The following is a 23,378-nucleotide window of genomic DNA, read 5'->3' as shown; positions in this document are numbered from 1 at the left end:
ATGACCTATCTGGCTCTGGTCGAGGAGGCGCGGATCGCGCTGCACACCGGCGAACTGCGCAATGCGCGGCCGCTGACCTCGGCCTTCGTCAAGTACAGCGAGGAAACGATCGGCGAACTCGCCATGTTCCGCGCGGCGGCCGAAGCACACGCAAAATACGGCGCCGAGGCTATCCCCCAATGCATCATCTCGATGTGCAAGGGCGTCTCCGACATGCTGGAGGTCGCGATCCTGTTGAAGGAGGTCGGCCTCGTTGATCCTTCCGGCCGCAGCGCGATCAATATCGTGCCGTTGTTCGAGACGATCGAGGATCTGCAGGCGTCGAGCCACATCATGGATCGCATCCTGTCGATGCACGACTACCGCAAGCTGGTCGACAGCCGCGGGGCGGTTCAGGAGGTGATGCTCGGCTATTCCGACAGCAACAAGGACGGCGGCTTCGTTACGTCGGGTTGGGAGCTTTACAAGGCCGAGATCGGCCTCATCGAGATGTTCGAGCGGCACCATGTCCGGCTGCGCCTGTTCCACGGCCGCGGCGGATCGGTCGGACGCGGTGGCGGCCCGAGCTATGATGCGATTATCGCGCAGCCCGGCGGCGCGGTGAACGGCCAGATCCGGATCACCGAGCAGGGCGAGATCATCTTCAGCAAATACGCCAACGCCGATGTCGGTCTCGACAACCTCGAAATTCTGGCGGCGGCAACGCTGGAAGCAAGCCTGTTGCAGCCGAGGCAAAGCGCGCCGCGTGCGGAATATCTGGAAGCCATGGAGCAGCTGTCGGCGCATGCCTTCAAGGCGTATCGCGGGCTGGTCTACGAGACCGATGGCTTTGCCGATTATTTCTGGGCGTCGACGGTTATCACCGAGATTGCCACTCTCAACATCGGCAGCCGCCCGGCGTCGCGTAAAAAGACCCGCGCAATCGAGGATTTGCGCGCTATTCCCTGGGTCTTCAGCTGGGCGCAGTGCCGGCTGATGTTGCCGGGATGGTACGGGTTCGGCAGTGCGGTCGAGGCCTGGCTCAAGGAAAACCCCGATACCGGCATGGCCTTCCTGAAAGAGCTGTACCGCGAGTGGCCGTTCTTCCGTACGCTGTTGTCGAATATGGACATGGTGCTGGCCAAGAGTTCGATCGCAATCGCCTCACGCTATGCGGAGCTGGTGCCGGATGTTGTGCTTCGCGAAAAGATCTTCGAGCGCATCCGGCGAGAATGGCAAAGTTCGATCGACGTATTGCTGGAGATCATGGGGCAGACTCGGCTGTTGGAAACCAACCCGTTGCTCGAGCGCTCGATCCGCCATCGCTTTCCCTATGTCGATCCGTTGAACCATGTTCAGGTCGAACTGTTGAAGGAACACCGCGCGCAGAACACCGACGAGCAGGTGCTGCGCGGGATTCAGATCACGATCAACGGAATTTCCGCTGGCCTTCGCAACAGCGGCTAGACTAGTGGTCCGATTCCAACATTTGCATCCCTTTTGGGCAGGCACTTTTGCAAATGTTGGAATCAAAGGACCACTAGCAAATATAGGTTTCTAGTGGAGTTTTGGATTTGACATTCGCTTTGACAGTCTGCTGCGCGGTGGGGAGCGAATGTCAAATCCACTCCACTAGCTCCGCTCATTCGGCGCGCCGCAGCGCGCCTGATGACGAAGTTGAGCAGCGGGCCCTCAACAATGATGCGCGCCCTGGGTCTCCACATAGACCGCATAGAGCGATTGGCTTGCGGTCATGAACAGGCGGTTTCGCTTCTTGCCGCCGAAGCAGAGATTGGCGCAGCATTCCGGCAGGCAGATTTGACCGATCCGCTGACCGTCGTCGGGCGCGAACACCTGCACACCGTCATAGCCTTCACCGACCCAGCCGGCGCCGACCCAGATGTTGCCTTCGGTATCGACCCGCACGCCGTCCGGGAAGCCCGATCTATCGCCCATCGCCATGTCGATCAGCGGGCGCGGGTTTGAGAGCTTGTCGCCGTTGAGGTCGTATTGCCAGACGACTTTCCTGGCCTGCGGATAATGGGTGGCCCCGCTGTCGCAGATATAAACCTTCTCGTAATCGGGACTAAAGGCGATGCCGTTCGGCTTGAATGCATCGTCGGCGACTTTCCTGATCTCGCCCGTGTGCGCATCGACCCGGTAGACCGCTTCTTTCTGATGGGGCTGGACCGAGCCATTGGCCGACCGCTGTCCCTCGTAGAGGACAATCGCGCCATAGCCGGGATCGGTGAACCAGATCGAGCCGTCATTGGGATGAACGACGACATCGTTAGGTCCATTCAACGGCTTGCCGTTGGCGTGCTCGGCCAACACAGTGACGGACCCGTTGTGCTCGAAGCGAACCACGCGCGTTCGCTCGCAGGTGATCTGCCGCCCCTCGAGATCGAACGTGTTGCCATTGGCTTCGTTGGTTGGTTTGCGGAAGTTTTCCGAGATGTACCCACCGTCACCGTCGAGATAGCGAAGCTGCCGGTTATTCGGAATATCGCTCCAGACGAGATATTGGCCTTGCGCATTCCAGGCCGGTCCCTCGGCCCACAGGCAGCCGGTATAAAGGCGCTTGATGGCCGTGTTACCGACCTTCGCCTTGAAGCGCTTGGGATCGATGACGACAATGTCCGGATCGGGATAGCGCTGGGGCGGGGCGTTCGGCCCGAAGTCACGTGGTGGCCTGCTTGTGTCGCTACGGCGACCGGCGCGATCGGCACCCTCGTCCTGGCGAGGGGGCCGCAACTCGTTTGTCATTCTTCCTCCGGACTGTTCGTCGTCCCTGCACAGCATTCGGGACGCGGCAACGCGTCCCGAATGACCGGAGGCTAACCCGAAGTGAGCTTCTCAGCAATTATACGCGCGTTGCGTTTCGACATAGATCGCATACCACGCAAAGATGCTCGTCCGCGGGACGAGGAAGCGGTTAGGGCTTCATCGCGCCCTTTGCGCTGGTGTACACCGCGTAGAGCGATGTCGAGCCGCAGATGTAAAGCCTGTTTCGCTGCTGGCCGCCGAAAGTCAGGTTGGCAACGGTCTCCGGCAGGTGAATCTTGCCGATCAGGTGGCCTTCGGGATTGTAGCAGCGAACGCCATCCTCCTTGGGGTCACCCCAACCCATCGAGCACCAGACATTCCCATCGGTGTCGCAGCGCATCCCGTCGGTAAAGCCGGGAGCAAAGTCTTTGGCGAAGACCTTGCTGTTCGACAACTTGCCCGCACCGATATCGACGTCGAACGCACGGATCCACGCCGGATTTCCCTCTCCCTCCGTGAGGCCCGTGTCGATGACATAGAGCTTCTTCTCGTCGGGTGAGAACACAATGCCATTGGGCATCACGAAATCGTCGGCGACGACCTTGACCTCGCCAGATTTTGGATCGACCCGGAAGACGTTGTGCTTGTCCTGTTCGAACGGCTCCTTGAGGCCTTCATAGTCGCCCTTGATTCCATAGCCCGGATCCGTGAACCAGATACTCCCGTCGGACGCTACCGCGATGTCGTTTGGCGCGTTGAGCTTCTTGCCCTGGTACTTGTCCGCGATGACCGTGATCGAGCCGTCAAGCTCGGTACGCGTGACGCGTCGGCCGCTGTGTTCGCAGGTGAGAAGGCGCCCCTCCCGATCTATGGTGTTGCCGTTCGAGTTCATCGACGGCTGTCGATAGACGCTCAGGTGACCGTCATCTTCGCTGTAGCGCATGATCCGGTTATTGGGAATGTCGCTGAACAGGAGATAGCGCCCAGCCGGAAAGTACACCGGCCCCTCGGCCCAGCGGAAGCCGGTCGCTACGCGTTCAACCGCGCCAGTCCCGGCGCTGCCCTTGAAGCTCTTGTCCAGAGCTTCGATGTGCGCGTCGGGGTAGCGCGTGCCGGGCAGCGGTCCCAACGGAAACGGTTGGGTGTCTCGGAGCCGAACTCCTGTTTCGCCTAACGGCCGCTCGGCCGCAGAGGCTGCCGTCGCGGTTGCGGCTGTCGCGGCCAACGCCGCAACTCCCTTCATCAGCTTGCGCCGATCCAAACCGGCGCGGACGTCATCAGCGGGAAATTCTCGACGTAACATATTCGTCATGATCGCCTCCCTGAGTTTTTTGTTGGAAGGAAATCATGTGCCGACATTTCGGCATAAAGCGGGCGGCTTTGTCGTCAAGCAACCCAGGATTGGCGGAGCGAGGAGCTGAAGCGATTTGCAAGTCTCTGGAAGACTTCAGGTTTCTCTCAGATCGCGTCCCAACTAAAAATATCTGCCGAGCGATCAAGTTTGTAAAACGATGGCTTCAGCGCGGGCATTCCATGCTCGGCAAGGCTTTCCACCGTCCAGCCTTCGCCCCGGTGGACCGAGCGGAGCGGGCGCGACTGGCTCATCACGAAAATCTCGTTCAGTCGCACGGCGAAGATCTGGCCGGTGACGTCCTTGGCGCCGTCGCCGAGCAGATAGGCGACAATGGGCGCGATCCGCTCAGGACCCATCCGTTGGATATTCGCCACACGAGCTTTCTCCGCCTCGGTTTCAGTCGGAATGGTGCCGATCAGGCGGCTCCAGGCGAAGGGCGACACGCAGTTCGAGCGCACGTTGAACCGGTTCATATCGAGCGCGATCGATTTGGAGAGGCCGACGATGCCGAGCTTCGCGGCCGCATAATTCGCCTGGCCGAAATTGCCGACCAGGCCCGACGTCGAGGTGAAGTGGACAAACGATCCGCTCTCCTGCTCGCGAAATAGCCGTGCGGCGGCATGCGAGACATAGAAGGAGCCCATCAGGTGTACTTTGATCACGGACTCAAAGGCATCGATGCTCATGCGGTGGAAGATGGCGTCGCGCAGGATGCCGGCATTGTTGACGACGCCGTCGAGCTTGCCGAAATGGTCGACTGCGGCCTGGACGATGCGGCTCGCCGGTATCGCTTCCGCGACGGTTTCGAAATTGGCGACCGCCGTTCCGCCGCGCTTTTTGATTTCCTCGACGACTTCCTCGGCCGGCGCGGCACTTGTGCCCGAGCCATCGGCCGCCCCACCCGGATCATTGACGACAACCTTGGCGCCTTCCGAGGCGCATAACAGTGCGATTTCCCGGCCGATGCCGCGTCCCGCGCCGGTGACAATGATGGATTTGCCGTCGAGTGATTTTGTCATCCAGGTCTCCTGTTTTCTCTTCGTCATTCCGGGGCGGCGCGCCAGCGTCGAACTCTGATGTGCAATTGCACGTCAGAGAATCTCGAGATTCCGGATATGGCCCTTCGGCCCATTCCGGAATGACGAAGGTTATGTCTCGTTCGTAAAAATGATCGTGCCTGAAGCTGCAAACATGCCGCCGACGCCGTGGCAGACCGAGATCTTGGCTCCCTGAACCTGGGCCGGCGCAATCCCACGCATCTGCCGCACGCTCTCTTGCAGGGCGTACATGCCGTACATGCCGGAATGCATATAGCTGAGGCCGCCGCCATTGGTGTTGAGCGGCAGCTTGCCGCCGGGCCTGGTATGGCCGCCGGCGATGAACTTTCCAGCGTCTTCATGCGGCATGAAGCCGAGATCGCCCAGGCCGAACAGCGGCAAATGCGCGAAGGCGTCGTAGATCATGAGATGATCGACGTCCTTGTGGGTGATGCCGGCTTCCTTGAAGGCCAGCGGACCTGCGACCCTGAACGCGCGCGAGCTGTCGAAGGTCTGCATCTGGCTGACCATCGGCGTTTCGACGCTCTCGCCGGTACCGAGAATATAGACCGGCTTTTGTGGAAAATCCCTTGCGCGCTCCGCGGAGGTGAGGATCAGCGCGCCTCCGCCGTCGGTAACGAGGCAGCATTGCAGGATGCGGAACGGATAGGCGATCATCCGCGAATTGAGGACATCCTCGACGGTGATCGGCGTCTTCATGGTGGCGCGCGGATTTTTAGCCGCCCATTCGCGCTGGACGACCGCAACCATCGCGAGTTGCTCATGGGTGATGCCGTGGGTCTTCATGTAACGGAGTACCGGAATCGGGAAGAGGCTCGCCGGGGTCGAGACGCCGTAAGGTAGTTCGAATTGGCCGTTCAGGCTGTCCGGGCCGATCATGCGCGGAGTACGCCCGATATTGGACTTGCCGCTTTCCGCGTGCGTGATCAGAACGGTTTTGCACAGGCCGGCCTCGATCGCGGCAGCGGCATGTCGGACATGCAGCATGAACGAACAGCCGCCGACCGATGTGCCGTCGACCCAGGTCGGCGTGATGCCGAGATAATGGGCGATCTGCTGCGGGGTCTCGACGGCGGTTGCAAAACCGTCAATGTCGGACAGCTTGAGGCCCGCATCTGCGATCGCATTCAGCGCCGCATCGGCGTGGAGCTGGATTTGTGACATATGCGGGATCACGCCGAGTTCGGTGGTCTCCGCGGCGCCGACAACGGCGACCTGGTTCCTGCGCATGGCCCCTCAATCCTTTGCCGGCCGGAACAAGGGCAGCGTGATCGCCTCGTCGAGTTTCTCGAAGGTGACTTCGAGCCTCATATCGAGTTCGAGCGCGTCCGGAGTTTGCGGGCAATCGACGATATTGGTCATCATCCGCGGACCCTCTTCCAGTGCCACCACGGCGATGGCGTAAGGCGGAGTGAAGCCGGGCACCGGCCGGTGATGAATGACGTAGCTATAAAGCGTGGCCTTGCCGCTTGCCTTGAAGGTGCTGACCTTGCGCGAGCCGCAGGCAGGACAAAAGGGGCGAGGCGGGAAATAGGCCTGGGCGCAGGCGTCGCAGCGTTGGAGCCGCAGCTCCCCGGCCCGGGCGCCATCCCAGAAATGCTGGGTCTCGGGTGTCGCCTTCGGTCGCCCGCGGGCCGGCTCGGCCATGTCGTCCTCCCTTGAAAAGCAGGGCGTTTGCCCCGCTTGTTTTGATCGTTGATGCGACAATGAACCGCGCGCCGTCAACGGTCCAGTCGGGCGGCCGATGGGTTTCTATTTTCTAATATTTTTTGCTTAGTGCGGCGGATTTGAAGTTCCTATCAGTTTCGCCGCCGGTTTGTTATAGGAACTTCAAATTCAAAGTCGCACTACCGACCATATTTGCCAGAGCTCCTTTGATTCCGAGGTTCGCATCAGAGGCAACCGCAATGGTTTGCGAACCTCGGAATCGGAGCTCTGGCCCGGGGTGCTTGTATACTAACAAGCCGCCGGGCTATGGTCCGGCGGAACCAAGAGAAAAGCCGGGAGGAAGTTATGTTGAGGGTGATAATTGCGGCGCTTGCCGGGGTGACGTTGACGGCCCAGGCCTATGCCGCGGAAGTGCCGACGGAAATCAAGATCGGCACCCTCTATGCGTCGTCCGGGCGCTTCGCCTCGATCTCGATGCCGGTCTACACCAGCCTCAAGCTTTGGGCGGACCTGAAAAATGCCGATGGCGGGGTCTACGTAAAGGCTTTCGACAAGAAATTGCCGGTAAAGCTCGTTGCCTATGACGATCAGAGCAATACGGCGACCGCGTCGACGCTCTATAACCAGCTCGTCACCCAGGATAAGGTCGACCTGCTGGTCGCCGATTCCGGCTCGGTGCTGACCGCGCCCGCCGCGACGATCGCGCGCGATCACAAGATGTTCCTGTTCGACCAGACCGGCACCGGGGCCAGCTTCTTTTCGAAAGACAACCCTTACATCGCGCTAATGGCCGACCCGGTTTCGACGATTTGGCCCAAGCCGGTGGCGGATTTCGTCATCCATGACGGTCCGGCGCTTGGAATCAAGAAGATCGCGATCCTCTACTCGACCAACGAATTCACGGGTACCCAGGCCAACGCCTTCCGCAAGTTCATCAAGGACTCCGGCGTGCCGGTCGAGATCGTTTACGACCAGGGCGTTCCGACCGAAACGACCAACTACACGGTTATCATCAACAACATCAACAACACGCATCCAGATGCAGTATTTACCTTCGGATACGCGCCGAACGACATCGCCTTCCTGCGCAACGTCGCGGATGTCGGCGTCAAGTTCAAAATGCTGTTTGTGATTTATGCCGGCCTCGAGAAGGAGCTTCTCGAGAAGAACGTCGGCGACAAGGGACTTGAGCACGTGTTCACCTACGTGCCGGCCTCGGATCTGGAATATCCGGTCAATTTCGGCATGAATCTCCCGACCTATAAGGCCGCCTGGGACAAGAAAAATTCCGATGGCAAACTTGAGTTCGGCCTCAACGCCGTGGCCGGCTACACCACTGGGCTCGTCATCGAGAAGGCGCTGTCGGTAGCGACCAGCCTCGACCAGATGGAACTGCGTCGCGCCGTGTTCAGCCTGTCCGGAAACCTCAAGACGCTGTGCGGACCTTTTGCGCTGGACGAAACGGGCGGTCAAACCGGCGAATTGACCCCGCTCGGTCAGCTCGAACCCGATGGTCATGGGCATCTCAAGTTCGTGTCGGTCTATCCGCACGACACGGCGACCGGCAAGCCCGTCTATCCGCGTCCATGAGGGTGATGTCGGCCGACAGGCTGGGGGAGTAACGCCTCGATGCTAGTTTATGCGCTGGTCGCAGGCGTTCTCTTTGGATTGTATTTCAGCCTGGTCGGTATCGGTCTCAACCTCGTGTTCGGCGTCATGCGCATCGTCAATCTGGCACATGGCGACTTCCTGATGCTCGGCGCGTTTGTGGCGGTTGGCGTCGCAACGCTGGCCGGCATCGACCCCTTGTTCGCGGTGCCACTTGCCTTCGTGATCTTCCTGATCGTGGGTCTCTTGCTCTACTGGGTCCTGGTGCCGCGGTTACAAGGCTCGACGAACCCGGAGATGTTGTCGATCATCCTGTTCTTCGGCCTGTCGCAGGTGATCGAAGCCGTGGCGACGATCTTTCTCGGCACCAGCGAGCGCTCGATTCCGAGCCGGGCGCTCGGCACCGTGTTTTCCACGATCAAGGTCAAATTGTTCGGCGGCTCTCCCGAAAGCGGCGGCGGACCGGTCGAGATCTTTGGTCAGGGATTTCCGGCATCCTGGGTGATCGCCGCCATCACCAGCCTGGTCGCCATCGGGCTCGTTTATGTCTATCTCTACCAGACACGCCTCGGCACGCTGACGCGCGCGGTGATGTCACGGCGTGACGAGGCCTTTTCGACCGGGATCGACGTCGACCGCGTCTCGGCGGCCGCCTTTGGCATTGGCCTCGGGTTGGCATCCATCGCCGGCGTCTTTGCGCCCTTCATGTTCGGCTCGGTGACGCCCGCCTTTGGCGCCGACGCCACCGTCACATCGTTTGCCATCGTGGTGCTGGGTTCGCTCGGCAACCCGCTCGGTACGGCGCTCGGCGGCGTCATCTACGGCATCTGCTACATGGTGGTGCAGACCTATTTGAGTTCATGGGCCGATTTGTTGCCCTATGTGCTGCTGATCTTCATCCTGCTGCTTCGTCCGAGCGGTTTGCTCGGAAGGCGGGTGCGCGTTGCCTAACGCTCTCAAGCATACGCTCTTCATCGCGCTGCCGGTGCTTGTCATCTTTGCGGTGCTGCCGGGCGTCTATCAAAATCATCTGCTGTTGTTCAACTTCGTGATCTTTCTGATCCTCGCGCAGGGCGTGAACATCATCTACGGCTTCACCGGCTATCTGCCCTTTGGCTATGTCGGGTTCTTCGGCGCCGGTGCCTACGGCTTTGCGGTGGTGGTGATGCATCTTCACGCCCCGGGTGTACCGGCCGTGCTGGCCGCCGGTGTGGCCGGCGTCGTGGTTGGACTGTTGCTGACGCCGCTGTTGCGCCTGTCCGGCGCCTATTTCGCGATCGCCAATCTGGCGGCGTCGCTGGCGGTGTTGCACCTCATCGCCAATCCGGCGCTCGAATCGATTACGCGTGGCCCCTACGGCGTCTCGCTTTCAGCGACGTTCAATCCAACCTCTGCCTATGCTGCCGGGTTGGTCGTGCTGGCGCTGACACTGGGCGCGGTCGTGTACCTGAAGAACTCGCGTTTCGGCCTCGCCTTGCAGGCGGTGCGGGAAGATGCGGTGAGTGCATCGATGGCCGGCGTCAACGTCGTCCGCATGCGGGTCATTGCGTGGCTGGTTTCCGCGCTGGTCGCGGGGCTGGCCGGCGGCGTCTACGCCTGGTACGTCTCGGTCTTCTATCCGGATAACGTGTTCAGCGGCGATTTCAGCATCTTTGCCATCGTGTTTGCGCTGTTTGGCGGTGTTGCCTCGATTACCGGCCCGATCGTCGGTGTCATCATTCTCTACGGCATCTACAACTTGATCGGCTTCACCACCCCGCAATATTTCCAGCTGATCTATGGCCTGCTGATCATGGGCCTGGTGCTGTTTTTGCCCGCCGGCCTTGTGTCGCTGGCAACCCGCAGGGGCTGGCATGTCCCCTGAGAGCGCGCCCATCTTAAGCGTCTCCAAGCTCGTGAAACGCTTCGGCGGCTTTTACGCGCTCGACGGCCTGAGCTTCCATGTTTCGTCGGGCGAGATCCTCGGACTTGTCGGTCCCAACGGCTCGGGCAAGACGACGGCCATCAACGTGATCTCGGGCCTTTATGCGCCCGACGGCGGCGAAGTCGTGCTGGAAGGGGCTTCGATCGGCGGGGTTGCCTCGCACAAGCTCGTTCATCGCGGCATCAACCGCACGTTCCAGGTTCCAAAGCCCTTCCTGTCGCTGACCGTCCGTCAGAACGTCGAAGTGGCACTGGCCTACGGCGGAGCCGCCTCGGCGCCTGCGTTGGCGGATTTGCTGGATGAGTACCGCCTGGCGGAAGTGGCTGACCGCCCGGCGGCCGATCTCAACAACGCCCAGCAGAAGATGCTCGACCTCGTGCGCGCGCTCGCCACCCGCCCGCGGCTGCTGCTGCTCGACGAGCTTGCCGCCGGTCTCAACCCGGCGGAACTCGACTGGATCGCCGAACGGATCAAGACGCTTGCGCAAAGCGGAATTGCGATCATCGTGGTCGAGCACCTCATGGGTTTCATTGAGCACATCACCGACCGCGTCATCGTTCTGAATGCCGGCAAGGAGATTTTTGACGGCAAGCTCGCGGTTGCGGTCAAGGTCCCGCAGGTGATCGAGGTGTTTTTAGGAGGCGAACATGCCGCCTGATGCCACATCGCTGCTGACGGCCCAAGGCGTCAATGCCGGCTATGGCACCATGCAGGTGTTGTGGGGCGTAGACCTTGACGTGCGCGCCGGGGAGACCGTGCTGCTGCTCGGCACCAACGGGGCCGGCAAGACCACCTTTCTCAAATCGCTGGTCGGCCTGATCGAGGCGCGGCATGGCAACATCCGGCTTGGCGATGCGGATGTGACGCGGATGCGCTCCAGCGAGCGGATGCGGCTCGGCATGACCTATATGTCGGAACTTGCGGTTTTTCCTGACCTGTCCATCGAAGAGAACATCCGCATCGGCGCGCAGGCGCTCGGTCATCCCAATCCGAACATCAACGAACTCTACGAGACCTTTCCGGTGTTGCGTGAGAAACGCCGCGCGCCGGCCTCCAGCCTGTCTGGAGGTCAGCGAAAAATGCTCGGTATTGCCAAGGCCTTGGCGGCCGAACCTCGCCTTTTGGTAATGGATGAACCCTCAGCCGGCCTATCGCCATTGTTCGTCAAGGAAGTGATCCGCATCCTGAGCGACCTGCGCGGAAGGGGATTGGCTTTGCTGATTGCCGAGCAGAATATCGCCTTTCTTGAGGTAGCCAGTCGCGTGTTCGTGCTCGAAGGCGGCCGCATCCGCTTTTCGGGGACGGTGGCGGAAATGACCGATAACGAAGCGCTGCGGAAGGCGTATTTCGGACTGAAATAATGCGAACCATCCGGATCGGGTCAGGCGCGGGCTACTCGGGCGATCGCATCGAGCCCGCGGTGGAACTCGCCGAAAGGGGCGACATCCAGTATCTCGTGTTCGAATGCCTTGGCGAGCGGACCGTGGCGCTCGCCCAGCAGGCGCGGCTGAAGAATCCGGAGAGCGGCTTTGACCCACTGCTCGAGGAGCGGATGCGGGCGGTGCTGCCCGTGTGTGCCGCCAAAGACATCAAGGTCGTCACTAATATGGGGGCAGCCAATCCGCTTGCAGCAGCCCGCAAGACCGCCGAAATTGCCAGGTCGATGGGGCTTTCCCGGTTGAAGATTGCCGCCGTCGTCGGTGACGACGTTCTGGAAGCCTGCAAACAGCGCGATCTGCCGGTGATGGAGTTCGATGGCACGATCGGCCAGCTCGGCAATCGCCTGATCTCCGCCAACGCCTACCTTGGCGCGGCGCCGATGGCCGAAGCGTTGAGCCGTGGCGCCGACGTCGTGATCACCGGCCGGGCCTCCGATCCCGCGCTGTTCCTGGCGCCGTTGATTCACGCCTTCGGCTGGCCGATGGATGACTGGACCAGGCTCGGCAAGGGCATCGTCGCCGGGCACTTGCTGGAATGCGCAGGCCAGGTCACCGGCGGCTATTTCGCCGATCCGTCGTACAAGGACGTCGCTGGCCTGGCGCGGCTCGGCTTTCCCATCGGTGAGGTCGGCGAGGATGGCAGCCTCGTCATCACCAAGGTCGAAGGCTCCGGCGGCTCGGTGACCGCACAGACCTGCAAGGAGCAGTTGCTTTACGAAGTGCACGATCCTGTCCGCTACATCCAGCCCGATGTGATCGCCGATTTCTCGCAAATTGAAATCGAGGAAGTAGGCAAGGATCGCGTGCGCGTCAGCGGCGGGCGGGGCAGCGAACGTCCACTGAGCCTCAAAGTATCGGTCGGCTATGTCGACAGCTTCATCGGCGAAGGCCAGATTTCCTACGCCGGCCCCGGTGCGCTGGCGCGTGGTCGGCTCGCGCTCGACATCGTTCGCGAACGGTTGAAGCTCACGGGCGTCGCGGCGAACGAATTGCGGTTCGACCTGATCGGCGTCGATTCCCTGCACGGGCCACATGTTTCGGCGCACGCCAATGAGCCCTACGAGGTGCGCGTGCGCGTCACGGGACGCACGGAAAACCTGCGCGAGGCGGTGCGGATCGGCAACGAGGTTGAGACGCTCTACACCAATGGCCCGGCCGGTGGGGGTGGGGCTTACAAATCCGCCCGCGACGTCGTCGCGGTGGCTTCCGTGCTGCTGCCGCGCGAGCTGGCGCAGCCGCGAGTTCAATTTGTGGGAGATGGATCGCGATGAGACTGCGCGAGATCGCTCATTCCCGTACCGGCGACAAGGGCAATATCTCCAATATCTCCATCATCGCCTATGACGCGAAGCACTATCCGCTGCTATTGGCTCAGGTGACCCCTGAGCGGGTCAAGGCGCATTTCGCGGGCGTTGTCGAAGGCGAAGTCGTTCGCTACGAGCTGCCCAGGATCTCTGCGCTTAACTTCGTGATGGACCGGGCGCTGGGAGGCGGGGTGACGCGATCGCTGGCGCTGGATGCGCATGGCAAATCGCTGAGCTCTGCCTTGCTCGATCTGGAGATCGAAGCCGTTCCAGATAAGTTGTAGCCGATCGACGAGAAAGATGACCATGCACAAGACTCCGACACTGACGTCCCTCGCCGCCGACCTCGAAAGCGGCCGCACCAATGCGCGGAAACTCGTGGACGAGTGCCTGGATAAAATTGCCGATAAGTCGGGCGAAGGCGGCCGCGCCTTCGTTCACGTCGATGTCGAAGCCTCGATCGAAGCGGCGAAGGCCATGGATCGGCTGCGCGAGGTCAGGGCGGCACCGTCTCCCTTTGCCGGCATTCCGATCTCGATCAAGGACCTGTTCGACATCAAGGGCCAGGTCACCCGCGCCGGCTCGCGTGCGCTTGATGATTCTCCGCCGGCCGAAGCCGATGCGCCGGTCGTGTCGCGCCTGCGGCGCGCCGGTTTCATCCTGATCGGCCGCACCAACATGACCGAGTTTGCCTATTCGGGTATTGGCATCAATCCGCATTACGGCACGCCGAAGAGCGTCTGGCAGCGCGGCGCCGGGCATGTACCGGGCGGATCGTCGTCGGGCGCCGCGGTGTCGGTCGCCGACGGCATGGCGCATGGCGCGCTCGGCTCGGACACCGGCGGATCGTGCCGGATTCCGGCAGCCTATAACGGCATCGTCGGTTTCAAACCGACGCAGCAGCGCATCCCGCGCGACGGCGGCGCGCCGTTGTCGTTCACGCTCGACAGTTTCGGGCCGCTGGCGCGCACTGTCGAGTGCTGCGCCGTGCTCGATTCGATCCTCGCGGACGAGCCGGTTCGGCCGCTGCAGCCGCGCCCCGTCAAGGGAATGCGGCTTGCGGTGCCGACGACCGTTGCGCTGGATGAGCTTGACGATCATGTGTCGAAAACCTTCGAACGCGCGCTTGAAACCTTGTCGCGTCAAGGCGCATCGATCGAACGCATCGAAGTGCCGGAATTTCTCGACGTCGCCGTCATGAACAGCAAGGGCGGATTCGCCGCCGCTGAAAGCTATGCCTGGCATCGCTATCTGATCGAGAACCATGGCGACATTTACGACCCTCGGGTCTCCACACGCATCCAGCGCGGCGAAGCTATCACAGCGGCAGATTACATCGACATGCTGGAAGCGCGAAAATCGATGATCGCTCGCGCGAACGTGCGGCTTGCTCCATATGATGCATTGGCGATGCCGACCTGCGCGATCACACCGCCGCGGATAGCCGATCTCGCCGACGATCATGCGTTCACAAAAGCCAACCTGCTTTCCTTGCGCAATTGCACGCTGATCAACATGATGGACGGCTGCGCGATTTCGCTGCCCTGCCATCGCGCCGGCGAAGCGCCGGTCGGTTTCATGCTGAGCGCCGTCGGCGGTTCGGATCGTCGTCTCTTCGAGTTGGCCGCAGGCGTGGAGGCTGCAATCCATGTTTGACCTGACGTTTACCATCGAAACAGGGAACGGCACCACGCCGCTGACGATTGCAATTGATCAGGCCGTGATCGCCGGCTGGACCGGTCGCGACCCGGTGGCGCGCGACAAGCACATCGCCGAACTGGAGGCGATTGGCATTGCGCGGCCGGCAACGACTCCGATCTACTATCGCTGCTCGGCGCGGCGGCTGACCCAGGAAGACAGCATTGAGGTCTGCGGCGGAAATTCCAGCGGCGAGGTGGAGTTCGTGCTGATCGGCTGGGAGGGACGCACGTTTGTGGGGCTCGGCTCGGATCACACCGACCGCAAGGTCGAGGGCTATAGCGTCACGGTGTCCAAGCAGATGTGTGACAAGCCCATGGCCTCGACGCTGTGGGAACTCGAGGAAGTGATCGGTCACTGGGACCGCCTGATCCTGCGCTCCCATGCCTGGATCGGCGGTCAGCGTGAGCTCTACCAGGACGGGACGCTGGATGCGATGCTACCGGTCTCCGAGTTGCTTGCGCGCGGCTTTGCCGGCGGCAAGCTGCCCGACGGCTGCGCCATGTTCGGCGGCACGTTTGCCGCCAAAGGCGGCATCCGTCCGGCTAGCCGGTTCGAGTTCGAGCTTGAGGATCCTGTGCTGAAGCGCACGATCCGCCACGCCTATGACGTGGTCGAACTTCCCGTGATGGGATAGCAGAAATCGGGTGGCGAGGGGGCTACCAACCTGCGACGGTGGCAGGCATGAAAACAGCCGCACAACACAGAAGTTCCCAGCTTGAAACCGGCATCGCCACCCGCGTGGCCGGGATCGATTGGGAGCAAGCCACGCGCGATCTCGATGCGCAGGGTTGCGCCGTGCTCAGGGGGTTGCTCCGCCCCGACGAGTGTCGCGCGCTGGCAGAACGCTATCCCGAAGACAAGCTATTCCGCAGCCGCATCGTGATGGGCCGCCACGGCTTCGGTCGCGGCGAATACAAGTATTTCTCCTATCCGCTTCCCCAGCCGATCGCCGAACTGCGGCCGCTGCTCTATGCGCAGCTTCAATCCATCGCGAACCGCTGGAACGAGGCGATGGGGATCGATATCCGCTATCCGGAAGACCACGAGGCGTTTCTGGCCCGATGCCATCAAGCGGGCCAGCTTCGGCCGACGCCGTTACTGCTGCAATATGAAGAAGGCGATTACAACTGCCTGCACCAGGATCTCTATGGCGAGCATGTGTTTCCGCTGCAAGTCGCGATCCTGTTGTCGGAACCCCAGCGCGACTTCGAAGGCGGTGAGTTTGTGCTGACCGAACAGCGGCCGCGCATGCAGTCGCGGGCCGAGGTGGTGCCGCTTCGCCAAGGTGACGGCGTGGCCTTTGCTGTGCATGTCCGTCCGGTGCAGGGGACGCGCGGGATCTATCGTGTCAATATGCGCCATGGCGTGGGCCGACTTCGTTCGGGCCGCCGTCATACCGCCGGCGTGATCTTCCATGACGCCAAGTGAGGATTTGTCGCGTTGACGACAGACTTGTTTGCCTGTTTTCCGGAAGCGCGCGCCTCGCGGGAGGAGATGGCCGAAGGCGCCGTGCTCTTGCGCAGCTTCATTGGCGATTCAGAAGCCGGCTTGCTCGCCGCCCTGCGCGATATTGTGGCTCAAGCGCCGTTTCGCCGCATGTTCACGCCAGGCGGCCATCAGATGTCGGTCGCGATGACCAATTGCGGCAGTGCCGGCTGGGTTACCGATCGCAGCGGTTATCGCTATGACCCCGAGGATCCCGAAACCGGCAAGCCGTGGCCGGCGATGCCGCCGCTATTTCGCGAATTGGCAGATCGCGCGGCCCAAAGCGGAGGCTTTTCCGGATTTGAGCCCGACGTCTGCTTGATCAACCGCTACGTGCCGGGCGCGAAGATGTCGCTGCACCAGGACAAGGACGAGCTCGATTTTGGCGCGCCGATCGTCTCGGTCTCACTTGGCTTGCCCGCGATTTTTATGTTCGGCGGCTTGAAGCGGGCCGACAAGCCGCGGCGATTTCGCCTGGAGCACGGCGATGTCGCGGTGTGGGGCGGGCCGTCGCGGCTGTTCTTTCACGGTGTCGCACCGCTCGCCGAGGGCAGTCATCCGGCGATGGGCCCGCAGCGTCTCAATCTGACGTTCCGAAAAATCCGCTGACAGCGCATGATCCGGAAAAGTGTGTAGCGGTTTTCCCTCGCGACAAACGCGGAACGCGTTTGCGCCGAGATCATGCGCAAACAAAAAAGCCTTTCAAGGCTTCGCCGGATGAATGAACGCCCACGGACTGACCTCGGAATCCCGGGGCACCTCGATGTCGATCAAATAGGGACCGCCGTGCGCCAGCGCTTTCTCCAGCGCGGGGCGGAAATGATCGGGTGAGGAGACCCGCGCGGCGCCGACGCCAAAGGATTCTGCAAGCTTGATGAAGTCCGGATTGACCAGGTCGGAGGCCACGACGCGGCCCTCGAAGCGCTCACGCTGATCGCGCCGCACGTTGCCGTAGGAGTTATTGTTGAACACGAGCACGACCACGCCGATCTTGAATTGCACGGCGGTTGAGAGCTCCTGCACGCCGAACATGAAACCGCCATCGCCGGTGATTGCGACCACAGGCCGGTCGGGATGCGCGACCTTGGCGCCGAGCGCAGTCGGAAATCCCGCGCCGAGCGTGCCCTGATAGCCCGAGCTGATAAACGTCCGCGGCTCGTAGATGGGAAAGCCGTACCAGGACGCGAAGCCGACCTGCGATAGCTCGTCGGTCACGATCGCATTCGGCGGCAAGACCTCGCGCAGGATGTTCAGATAGGCCATCTGCGGTTGGATCTTCTGGATCTCCTTCGACGCCGCGCTCGATGCTTCGCGGATCGCCGCACGCCGGCTGCTGGTTTTGGCGTAGCCAACTTTCCTCACGGCGGACACAAGCTCAGACGTGGCGGCCTTGGCATCTGCCACAACCGCCGTATCCGGAGCGTATCGCCGCATTTCGGCGGGATCGATGTCGATCCGGATGGACTTCAGTCCGTCGGGGCGAAACGGCCAGCGGGTCATCGCCGGCAATTCCAGCCGCGTGCCGACGCCGATCATGAGATCGGTCGTTGGCCACAGCCGGTAGGCGGCGGCCATCGTCAACCCGAGTTCGTGGGCGTTGGAAACGATGCCGCGGCCGCTGCGGAAGGCGACCACCGGCGCGTCGATCAGTTCGGCGAGCTCGAGGATTTCGTCGCCGGCCTCGATCGCGCCGGAGCCGACAAAGATCATCGGCGTCTTGCTGGCCGCGATCAGGCTCGCTGCCGATTTGATCCGGTCGGGATCGGGCAAAGGCGCTGGAAAGCGATCGAATATCTCGGCGGCGCCGACCTCGACCTTCTGCGTAAATACGTCCCACGGCATTTCCAGCGATGCCGGGCCGCGGCGCCCCGACAGCATCTCCTGGAAGGCACGCGCAACGAGGGCAGCCGCGTTGGCCGGATATTCGATACGCTCGGCCCACTTCACGAAGGTGCGGAGCGTCGCAAGCTGGTCCGGCATTTCGTGCAGGTGGCCGCGGCCCTTGCCAAGAAACGCCGTCGGCACCTGTCCGGTCAGGCAGAGCACCGGTTCATTGCCGCCAAAGGCCGTCAACAATGCCGCGCCCGCATTGAGCACGCCGGGGCCGGGCACCACGCTGAACACGCCGGGCTTGCCGGTCGATCGCGCATAACCAAAGGCCATGTAGCCGCAGGCCTGCTCGTGACGGGCGCCGATCACCTTGAACTGCGCCTGATGAAACGCGTCGAACAGGCCGTAGATTTGCGCACCTGGCAGGCCGAACACGGTGTCGACGCCGTGCGCGACCAGACCGCTGACAATGGCTTCGCCGCCAGAACTTAGGGGCATTGAACGATCCGATCAGTAGAAACTTGTCGTGGCGCCATCAACGGCGAACCTGGCGATGTCGGAAGAGATCATCAACTTCTCAAGCCGCAGGTGAACCTGCTAGCTTCTACCCGGAGTCATGCCCCTGGCTTTGACGACAACGCTGGATGCCGGGGACATGATGAAGTCGACGAATGCCTTGGCCGCGTCCTTTTGCTTGGTGTCGACCGCGAGCGCTACCGGGAACACCAGCTCTTGCTGGTATTTGGCGGGGAAGGGACCGACGATGTCGACACCGGGCTCGGTCAAAACGTTATTCACGAAGATCGCGAGTTCCGCGTCGCCATTGACGACGGCCGGAATGATGCCGGTCGGCTGGTCTTGCGGGACGGTCTTGGCTCGCATCGCATCTTCGATGCCGAGCCGTTCGAACAGTCTCAGGATGTAGGAGCCGGCGGCGCTTGCCGGCAGGAACGTGATGGATTTGGCTGCCAGCAGCGTTTTCTTGAAAGCTTCCGGCGTGCTGATATCGGGCTTTCGTGCGCCGGCCTTGATTGCGACGCCGTAGCCGACGCGTGCGAATTCGACCGGGGGAGCGAAATGAGTCTTGGCGACCGGATCATAGAAAACGTCGATTGGAACGACACCGACGTCGAACGGCTCACCTGTTGTCGCTGCCTTGATCAGGTTGGGAGTCGTATCGAAATGGACGGCGAGCTTGTGGCCGGTTGCCTGTTCGAATTTCGGGCCGAGCTCGGTCAAAATGCTGCGGAGCGAGCCGCCAGCCAGCACCCTCAGCTCGTCGGCCTGCGCGCCGGCCGATGGTGACAAAATTGGAGCCAGGCCGAGCACCGAGGCGGCTGCCACAATCAGGGACATTTTCATGAGGTCTCCGTATTAGTCGGCCACCGCGACGTCGGCGACGAACTGCGGCTCGCGCACGGCCTGATCGGGGAATGGCGACCCCAGCTCGAACCACGAGCGCGGGGCGGGCGCCCCCCACAGCGTCTGGCGGCGCGGATCGTTCAACGACCAGCGCATCGGTGCATGGTCGTGATCGCCGGTGAAGTAATCGCTGGTGTAGAGTTCAAGGCGGTGGCCATCTGGATCGCGGACGTAAAGGAAGAATGCATTCGAAATACCATGCCGGCCGGGGCCACGCTCGATATTCTTGAGGTACCCGCTCGAAGCCATCACGTCGCACAGGTGCAAAATGTTCATGGCTGTCGGCACCCAATAGGCAAAATGGTGCAGACGAGGGCCTCTGCCGTTGGTGATAGCGAAATCGTGAACGTTGCCCTTGCGGTGCAACCAGGCCGCCGCGATCCGCCCCTGGGGTCCATCTTCTTCCGCGTACTCGGTCAGACGGAAGCCAAGGCGAGCGTAGAAATCGACCGTATCCTGCACTTCGGCCGCGAAAACATTGAAGTGATCGAGCCGCTGCGGGTGACAGCCTTTGTAGAGATCGTAGCGGCGCAGCAGGTGCGGGCGCTTGTCCATCGACGCGTAGAGCTCGATCGCAAAACCGAAAGGATCGGAGAACTGGAGGGTGCGGCCCTGAAACGGCTGCTCCGAAAAAGCGTGAGCGATGCCATTCTGGGAAAGGAACGCAGCTGCCTTGTCGAGGTCTTCTTCATTGCCGACCTTGAAGCCAAGCCGATGGCAGGCGGCCGCAGCGGCTTTGCGCAGTACCAGTGAATGATGCTGATGCTCCTCGCTGCCGCGCAGATAGATCGCCGTGTTGCCGCGTTCCTCGACATGCAGACCGACGGCATTTTCGTAGAATGCGGAACTCGCGTTCAGGTCCACCACGTCGAGCACGACGTGGCTGCTTCGGATGATGTTGAACTGCGGATCGAACACGTGTTGCGGAATGGGCATCATGGTCCTTCCTGGCAAAGCCGGGGCTCACGTTGGCTCAAACGGCTGTGGCTAGTACCGCCGATCTGAAGTCCCTGCACTACAAGCGGCGAATTCGATCAGGGACTTCAGATCGATAAGCGGTACTAGAATCGGTAAGTTTACTAGTGCCCATGACTTTCCGAAGTTCGTGATAGTGGGTGCTGCGATGGAGCACGAACTTCGGAAAGTGGGCACTAGCGCTAAATTCCCAATCGCTGGATCCTGTGCGTGCCGCGCGCCAGCGAGACATGCTTTGTTTCCATGTAGAAATCGAACGAATAGTCGCCGCCGTCGCGGCCGATCCCGGAAGCCTTCATGCCGCCGAACGGCGTTGGCAGATGGCGGACGTTTTCTGAATTGAGCCAGATCATGCCCGCCTCCAGCGCGTCGGCGACGCGCAGCGCACGGCCCATATCGGCGGTCCAGACATAGCCGGTGAGCCCGTATTTCACCTCATTGGCGATCTCGACGGCCTCGCGCTCGTCGCGGAAGGGGATGACGGTCAGGAACGGTCCAAACACCTCTTCTTGCGCCACGCGCATGTCGCGCGTTGCGCCGGTGACCAGCGTCGGCTGCACGTAATGCCCGCCGCCTGGACCTTGATGCGGTGCGCCCCCGACCGCGATCACCGCGCCGTCCTTCCGCGCCACGTCGAAATAGCTGCAGACTTTCGCGAGATGCCGCTCGTGGATCAGCGGGCCGATTTCGGTTGCGGGATCGAGCGGATGGCCGACCTTGAGCGCTCGCACCCGGGCAGCGAGCTTGTCGATGAACTTGTCCGCAATGCTCTGCTGAATCAGGAGCCGGCTGGAGGAGGTGCAGCGTTCGCCGTTGAGCGAATAGATCATGAAGACGACGGCGTCGAGCGCGCGGTCGAGTTCGGCATCGTCGAACACAATCACCGGGTTCTTGCCGCCAAGCTCGAAATGCACCCGCTTCAGGGTGGCCGCGCCTTGCGTCATGATCGCCGAGCCCGTCGCGCTTTCACCGACAAAGCCGATCGCCTTGATGGCCGGGTGCTCGGTCAGCGCCTTGCCGGCTTCTTCACCGAGACCATGCACGGTATTGAGAACGCCGTCCGGGATGCCTGCCTGCTTGACGAGCCTCGCCAGCAGGTCGGCGGTGACCGGCGACCATTCGGCGGGCTTGTGCACGACCGTGCAGCCGGCCGCGAGCGCCGGCGCGATCTTCCAGGTCGAAAGCATGAAGGGCGTATTCCACGGAGTGATCACGCCGACCGGGCCGATCGGCACACGGGTCGAAATGTTCCAGTGCTCCTCGCTCGGCGTATTCAGCCCATCGCGGGCCTCGGCGCATTTGTCGGCAAAGAAGCGGAAGTTTTCTGCGGCCCGGATCGCCGCTTTGGCCATGAAGCGATAGGCCTGCCCGGTGTCGATACATTCGAGCACGGCAATATCGTCGGCGTGGTCTACGATAGCGTCGGCAACGCGGTGCAATAGTTTGCGCCGCATCGCCGCGGCCATATCGCGCCAGGTCTTGAAGGCAAGGCTGGCGGCAGTTGCCGCGCGGTCGATGTCTTCGGCGGTTCCCCGCGCCACGTTCGCGAGCACGGTGCTGTCGATCGGCGACCTGGTCTCGAAGGTCGCGCCGGAAATCGACGGCACGCTCTGGCCGCCGATCAGATGCAAGATGCCTTCGGTCTTCAATTTCGCGAGCAGGGGAGCGGCGCGGTCTAGATTGGCGCGAAACGGGTCGGACTTTGGAGCCGGTTTATCCATGTGCAGCCTCCGCTTTCAACGCCTCATGGATATTGTTGCGCTTCCAGCTGGTTTCCTTGTCGTTGATCTGCATGTCGAACGACAGGGCGAATTTGCGTTTCGCGAAAACGGGATCAAGGTATGCCGACAACGCGCGAAAAATATGTTCGCCGGCTTCTTTCCGGGTTTTGAGGTCGCGGCCCTCGCCGAGCCGAAGCAGCATGTCGAGGAAAGCAAAATCAGGATTGCCGTCGCCGATTGCATAATGTTCGCAGCGCACCGCGCGGACGCGGATGCCGCCGAGCGGGAAGATACCCGCCTCCACGGCCGCCGTGCGAACCATTTCCACGACCTTCGCCATGTCGATCTGGCTATCGAGATTGGCCGAGTACTCGATCGTGAAATGGGGCATGGCGGGGTTACTCCATGTGGGCGCTCTCGAGCGGGCAATATCGGCTCACCGGGCGAGCCATCGTCGGCACGGATTGTGCCGGCCTTGGCGCAGAACGTAAAAATCCTGATGTCGGGAAGATGATTAACATGTTAAATTATGCCCGGCAAATCGAATTGAGATTTGTGCGGTGCATCATCCTTCGGCCAACGGACGACCGACCATGACGGCTAAGAAATCGATCGGCACGGGCGATACGCACCAGCTTGAGCGTCCAATTCCGATGCGGGACTTCTCGAAATCGCTCCCGATGTCGCTGTTGCGCGCGCGGGAGGCGGTGATGAAACAGTTCCGCCCATCGCTGCGCCGGCATGGATTGACCGAGCAGCAATGGCGGATCCTGCGGGCGCTTGCCGCTGTCGAGGCGATCGAGGTGACGGAATTGGCCCGCCTCGCTTTCCTGCTTGGCCCGAGCCTGTCGCGGATCCTGCGCGATCTTGACACGCGCCAGTTGATCGAGCGCCGAACCGCAAAGGCCGACCTGCGCCGCGGCGTCGTTTCGATCTCGCAGAAGGGACTGAAGCTGATTGAACTTGTTGCTCCTACCTCGGAAGCCATCTACGCCGCGATTACGCAGCGCTATGGCACGCAAAAACTTGCCGAACTGCAGGACATGCTGGCCGTGCTGGAAGCTAGCCTGGCGACGCTCGAAGTGAGCGATGCCGGACCTTCGGAAGGCAAACGATAGCCGCAAATCTTCATGTCGTACCGGGC

Annotated in this window: 23 protein-coding genes; 13 read left to right on the top strand and 10 right to left on the bottom strand. The window is 61.7% G+C overall.

Going from position 1 to position 23,378, the window contains the following annotated elements:
- The coding region (locus tag M6D32_RS01045; RefSeq protein ID WP_298252479.1) for a phosphoenolpyruvate carboxylase at positions 1-1,446 on the top strand (1,446 nt) is incomplete at its 5' end.
- A gap of 225 nt (positions 1,447-1,671) precedes the next feature.
- On the opposite strand, the gene M6D32_RS01040 is transcribed toward M6D32_RS01045, so the two are convergent.
- From M6D32_RS01040 to M6D32_RS01020, 5 genes are all read right to left on the bottom strand, one after another.
- The gene (locus M6D32_RS01040) at positions 1,672-2,745 is read right to left on the bottom strand and encodes an SMP-30/gluconolactonase/LRE family protein (protein WP_298252477.1); all 1,074 of its coding nucleotides are present in this window, start codon (positions 2,743-2,745) and stop codon (positions 1,672-1,674) included.
- 169 nt (positions 2,746-2,914) lie between these two features.
- Positions 2,915-4,057, bottom strand: a complete 1,143-nt coding sequence (locus tag M6D32_RS01035; protein ID WP_298252475.1) for an SMP-30/gluconolactonase/LRE family protein — start codon at positions 4,055-4,057, stop codon at positions 2,915-2,917.
- Between the two features lie 146 nt (positions 4,058-4,203).
- On the bottom strand, positions 4,204-5,118 hold the full coding sequence (locus tag M6D32_RS01030) for an SDR family NAD(P)-dependent oxidoreductase (RefSeq protein ID WP_298252473.1): 915 nt from the start codon (positions 5,116-5,118) through the stop codon (positions 4,204-4,206).
- A 129-nt stretch (positions 5,119-5,247) separates the two neighbouring features.
- The gene (locus M6D32_RS01025) at positions 5,248-6,387 is read right to left on the bottom strand and encodes a thiolase (RefSeq protein ID WP_298252470.1); all 1,140 of its coding nucleotides are present in this window, start codon (positions 6,385-6,387) and stop codon (positions 5,248-5,250) included.
- A gap of 6 nt (positions 6,388-6,393) precedes the next feature.
- Positions 6,394-6,804, bottom strand: coding sequence for a Zn-ribbon domain-containing OB-fold protein (locus M6D32_RS01020; RefSeq protein ID WP_298252468.1), 411 nt, complete (start codon positions 6,802-6,804; stop codon positions 6,394-6,396).
- Positions 6,805-7,170: 366 nt separating this feature from the next.
- Here M6D32_RS01020 and M6D32_RS01015 point away from each other — a divergent pair, with 366 nt between their 5' ends.
- Genes M6D32_RS01015 through alkB form a run of 11 tightly spaced genes read left to right on the top strand, consistent with a single transcriptional unit; the run spans position 7,171 to position 16,895 of the window.
- Complete coding sequence (locus M6D32_RS01015; RefSeq protein WP_298252466.1) at positions 7,171-8,415, top strand: amino acid ABC transporter substrate-binding protein; 1,245 nt, start codon at positions 7,171-7,173, stop codon at positions 8,413-8,415.
- 39 nt (positions 8,416-8,454) lie between these two features.
- Entirely contained in the window at positions 8,455-9,384 is a 930-nt protein-coding gene (locus M6D32_RS01010; protein ID WP_298252464.1) for a branched-chain amino acid ABC transporter permease, read from the top strand.
- A complete protein-coding gene (locus M6D32_RS01005; RefSeq protein WP_298252462.1) occupies positions 9,377-10,297 on the top strand; it encodes a branched-chain amino acid ABC transporter permease in 921 nt (306 codons plus the stop codon). The genes M6D32_RS01010 and M6D32_RS01005 overlap by 8 nt, the downstream gene beginning before the upstream one ends.
- Positions 10,287-11,015 carry an ABC transporter ATP-binding protein gene (locus tag M6D32_RS01000; RefSeq protein ID WP_298252460.1) on the top strand — a complete coding sequence of 243 codons (729 nt, stop codon included), beginning with the start codon at positions 10,287-10,289 and terminating at the stop codon, positions 11,013-11,015. Before M6D32_RS01005 ends, M6D32_RS01000 begins: the two co-directional genes overlap by 11 nt.
- Positions 11,005-11,718, top strand: coding sequence for an ABC transporter ATP-binding protein (locus M6D32_RS00995; RefSeq protein ID WP_298252458.1), 714 nt, complete (start codon positions 11,005-11,007; stop codon positions 11,716-11,718). The genes M6D32_RS01000 and M6D32_RS00995 overlap by 11 nt, the downstream gene beginning before the upstream one ends.
- A complete protein-coding gene (locus tag M6D32_RS00990; protein ID WP_298252456.1) occupies positions 11,718-13,067 on the top strand; it encodes an acyclic terpene utilization AtuA family protein in 1,350 nt (449 codons plus the stop codon). Before M6D32_RS00995 ends, M6D32_RS00990 begins: the two co-directional genes overlap by 1 nt.
- Positions 13,064-13,384, top strand: coding sequence for a hypothetical protein (locus M6D32_RS00985; RefSeq protein WP_298252454.1), 321 nt, complete (start codon positions 13,064-13,066; stop codon positions 13,382-13,384). The genes M6D32_RS00990 and M6D32_RS00985 overlap by 4 nt, the downstream gene beginning before the upstream one ends.
- A gap of 22 nt (positions 13,385-13,406) precedes the next feature.
- Positions 13,407-14,756 (top strand): amidase, encoded by a 1,350-nt coding sequence (locus tag M6D32_RS00980; RefSeq protein WP_298252452.1) that lies wholly within the window; start codon positions 13,407-13,409, stop codon positions 14,754-14,756.
- Positions 14,749-15,435, top strand: coding sequence for a DUF2848 domain-containing protein (locus M6D32_RS00975; protein ID WP_298252450.1), 687 nt, complete (start codon positions 14,749-14,751; stop codon positions 15,433-15,435). Before M6D32_RS00980 ends, M6D32_RS00975 begins: the two co-directional genes overlap by 8 nt.
- Before the next feature lie 47 nt (positions 15,436-15,482).
- Complete coding sequence (locus tag M6D32_RS00970; RefSeq protein ID WP_298252448.1) at positions 15,483-16,229, top strand: 2OG-Fe(II) oxygenase; 747 nt, start codon at positions 15,483-15,485, stop codon at positions 16,227-16,229.
- 12 nt (positions 16,230-16,241) lie between these two features.
- A complete protein-coding gene (alkB, locus tag M6D32_RS00965) occupies positions 16,242-16,895 on the top strand; it encodes a DNA oxidative demethylase AlkB (protein WP_298252446.1) in 654 nt (217 codons plus the stop codon).
- A gap of 93 nt (positions 16,896-16,988) precedes the next feature.
- Here alkB and M6D32_RS00960 read toward each other — a convergent pair whose 3' ends face one another.
- The 5 genes from M6D32_RS00960 to M6D32_RS00940 all read right to left on the bottom strand — a co-directional run bounded on the left by M6D32_RS00960 (position 16,989) and on the right by M6D32_RS00940 (position 22,625).
- Positions 16,989-18,614: a thiamine pyrophosphate-dependent enzyme gene (locus M6D32_RS00960; RefSeq protein WP_298252444.1), complete on the bottom strand. Its 1,626-nt coding sequence runs from the start codon at positions 18,612-18,614 to the stop codon at positions 16,989-16,991.
- Between the two features lie 99 nt (positions 18,615-18,713).
- On the bottom strand, positions 18,714-19,478 hold the full coding sequence (locus M6D32_RS00955) for a substrate-binding domain-containing protein (RefSeq protein ID WP_298252442.1): 765 nt from the start codon (positions 19,476-19,478) through the stop codon (positions 18,714-18,716).
- 12 nt (positions 19,479-19,490) lie between these two features.
- Complete coding sequence (gene hpaD, locus M6D32_RS00950; RefSeq protein WP_298252440.1) at positions 19,491-20,474, bottom strand: 3,4-dihydroxyphenylacetate 2,3-dioxygenase; 984 nt, start codon at positions 20,472-20,474, stop codon at positions 19,491-19,493.
- A 221-nt stretch (positions 20,475-20,695) separates the two neighbouring features.
- The gene (hpaE, locus tag M6D32_RS00945; protein ID WP_298252438.1) at positions 20,696-22,234 is read right to left on the bottom strand and encodes a 5-carboxymethyl-2-hydroxymuconate semialdehyde dehydrogenase; all 1,539 of its coding nucleotides are present in this window, start codon (positions 22,232-22,234) and stop codon (positions 20,696-20,698) included.
- On the bottom strand, positions 22,227-22,625 hold the full coding sequence (locus M6D32_RS00940; protein WP_298252437.1) for a 5-carboxymethyl-2-hydroxymuconate Delta-isomerase: 399 nt from the start codon (positions 22,623-22,625) through the stop codon (positions 22,227-22,229). Before M6D32_RS00940 ends, hpaE begins: the two co-directional genes overlap by 8 nt.
- Positions 22,626-22,827: 202 nt before the next feature.
- Between M6D32_RS00940 and hpaR the strand changes: the two genes are divergently transcribed.
- Positions 22,828-23,352 carry a homoprotocatechuate degradation operon regulator HpaR gene (gene hpaR / locus M6D32_RS00935; RefSeq protein ID WP_298252434.1) on the top strand — a complete coding sequence of 175 codons (525 nt, stop codon included), beginning with the start codon at positions 22,828-22,830 and terminating at the stop codon, positions 23,350-23,352.
- Positions 23,353-23,378: the final 26 nt, after the last annotated feature.

This window comes from Bradyrhizobium sp. (assembly GCF_027307225.1).
Lineage (GTDB): Bacteria > Pseudomonadota > Alphaproteobacteria > Rhizobiales > Xanthobacteraceae > Bradyrhizobium.
This window is presented reverse-complemented; position numbering and strand designations above follow the sequence as displayed.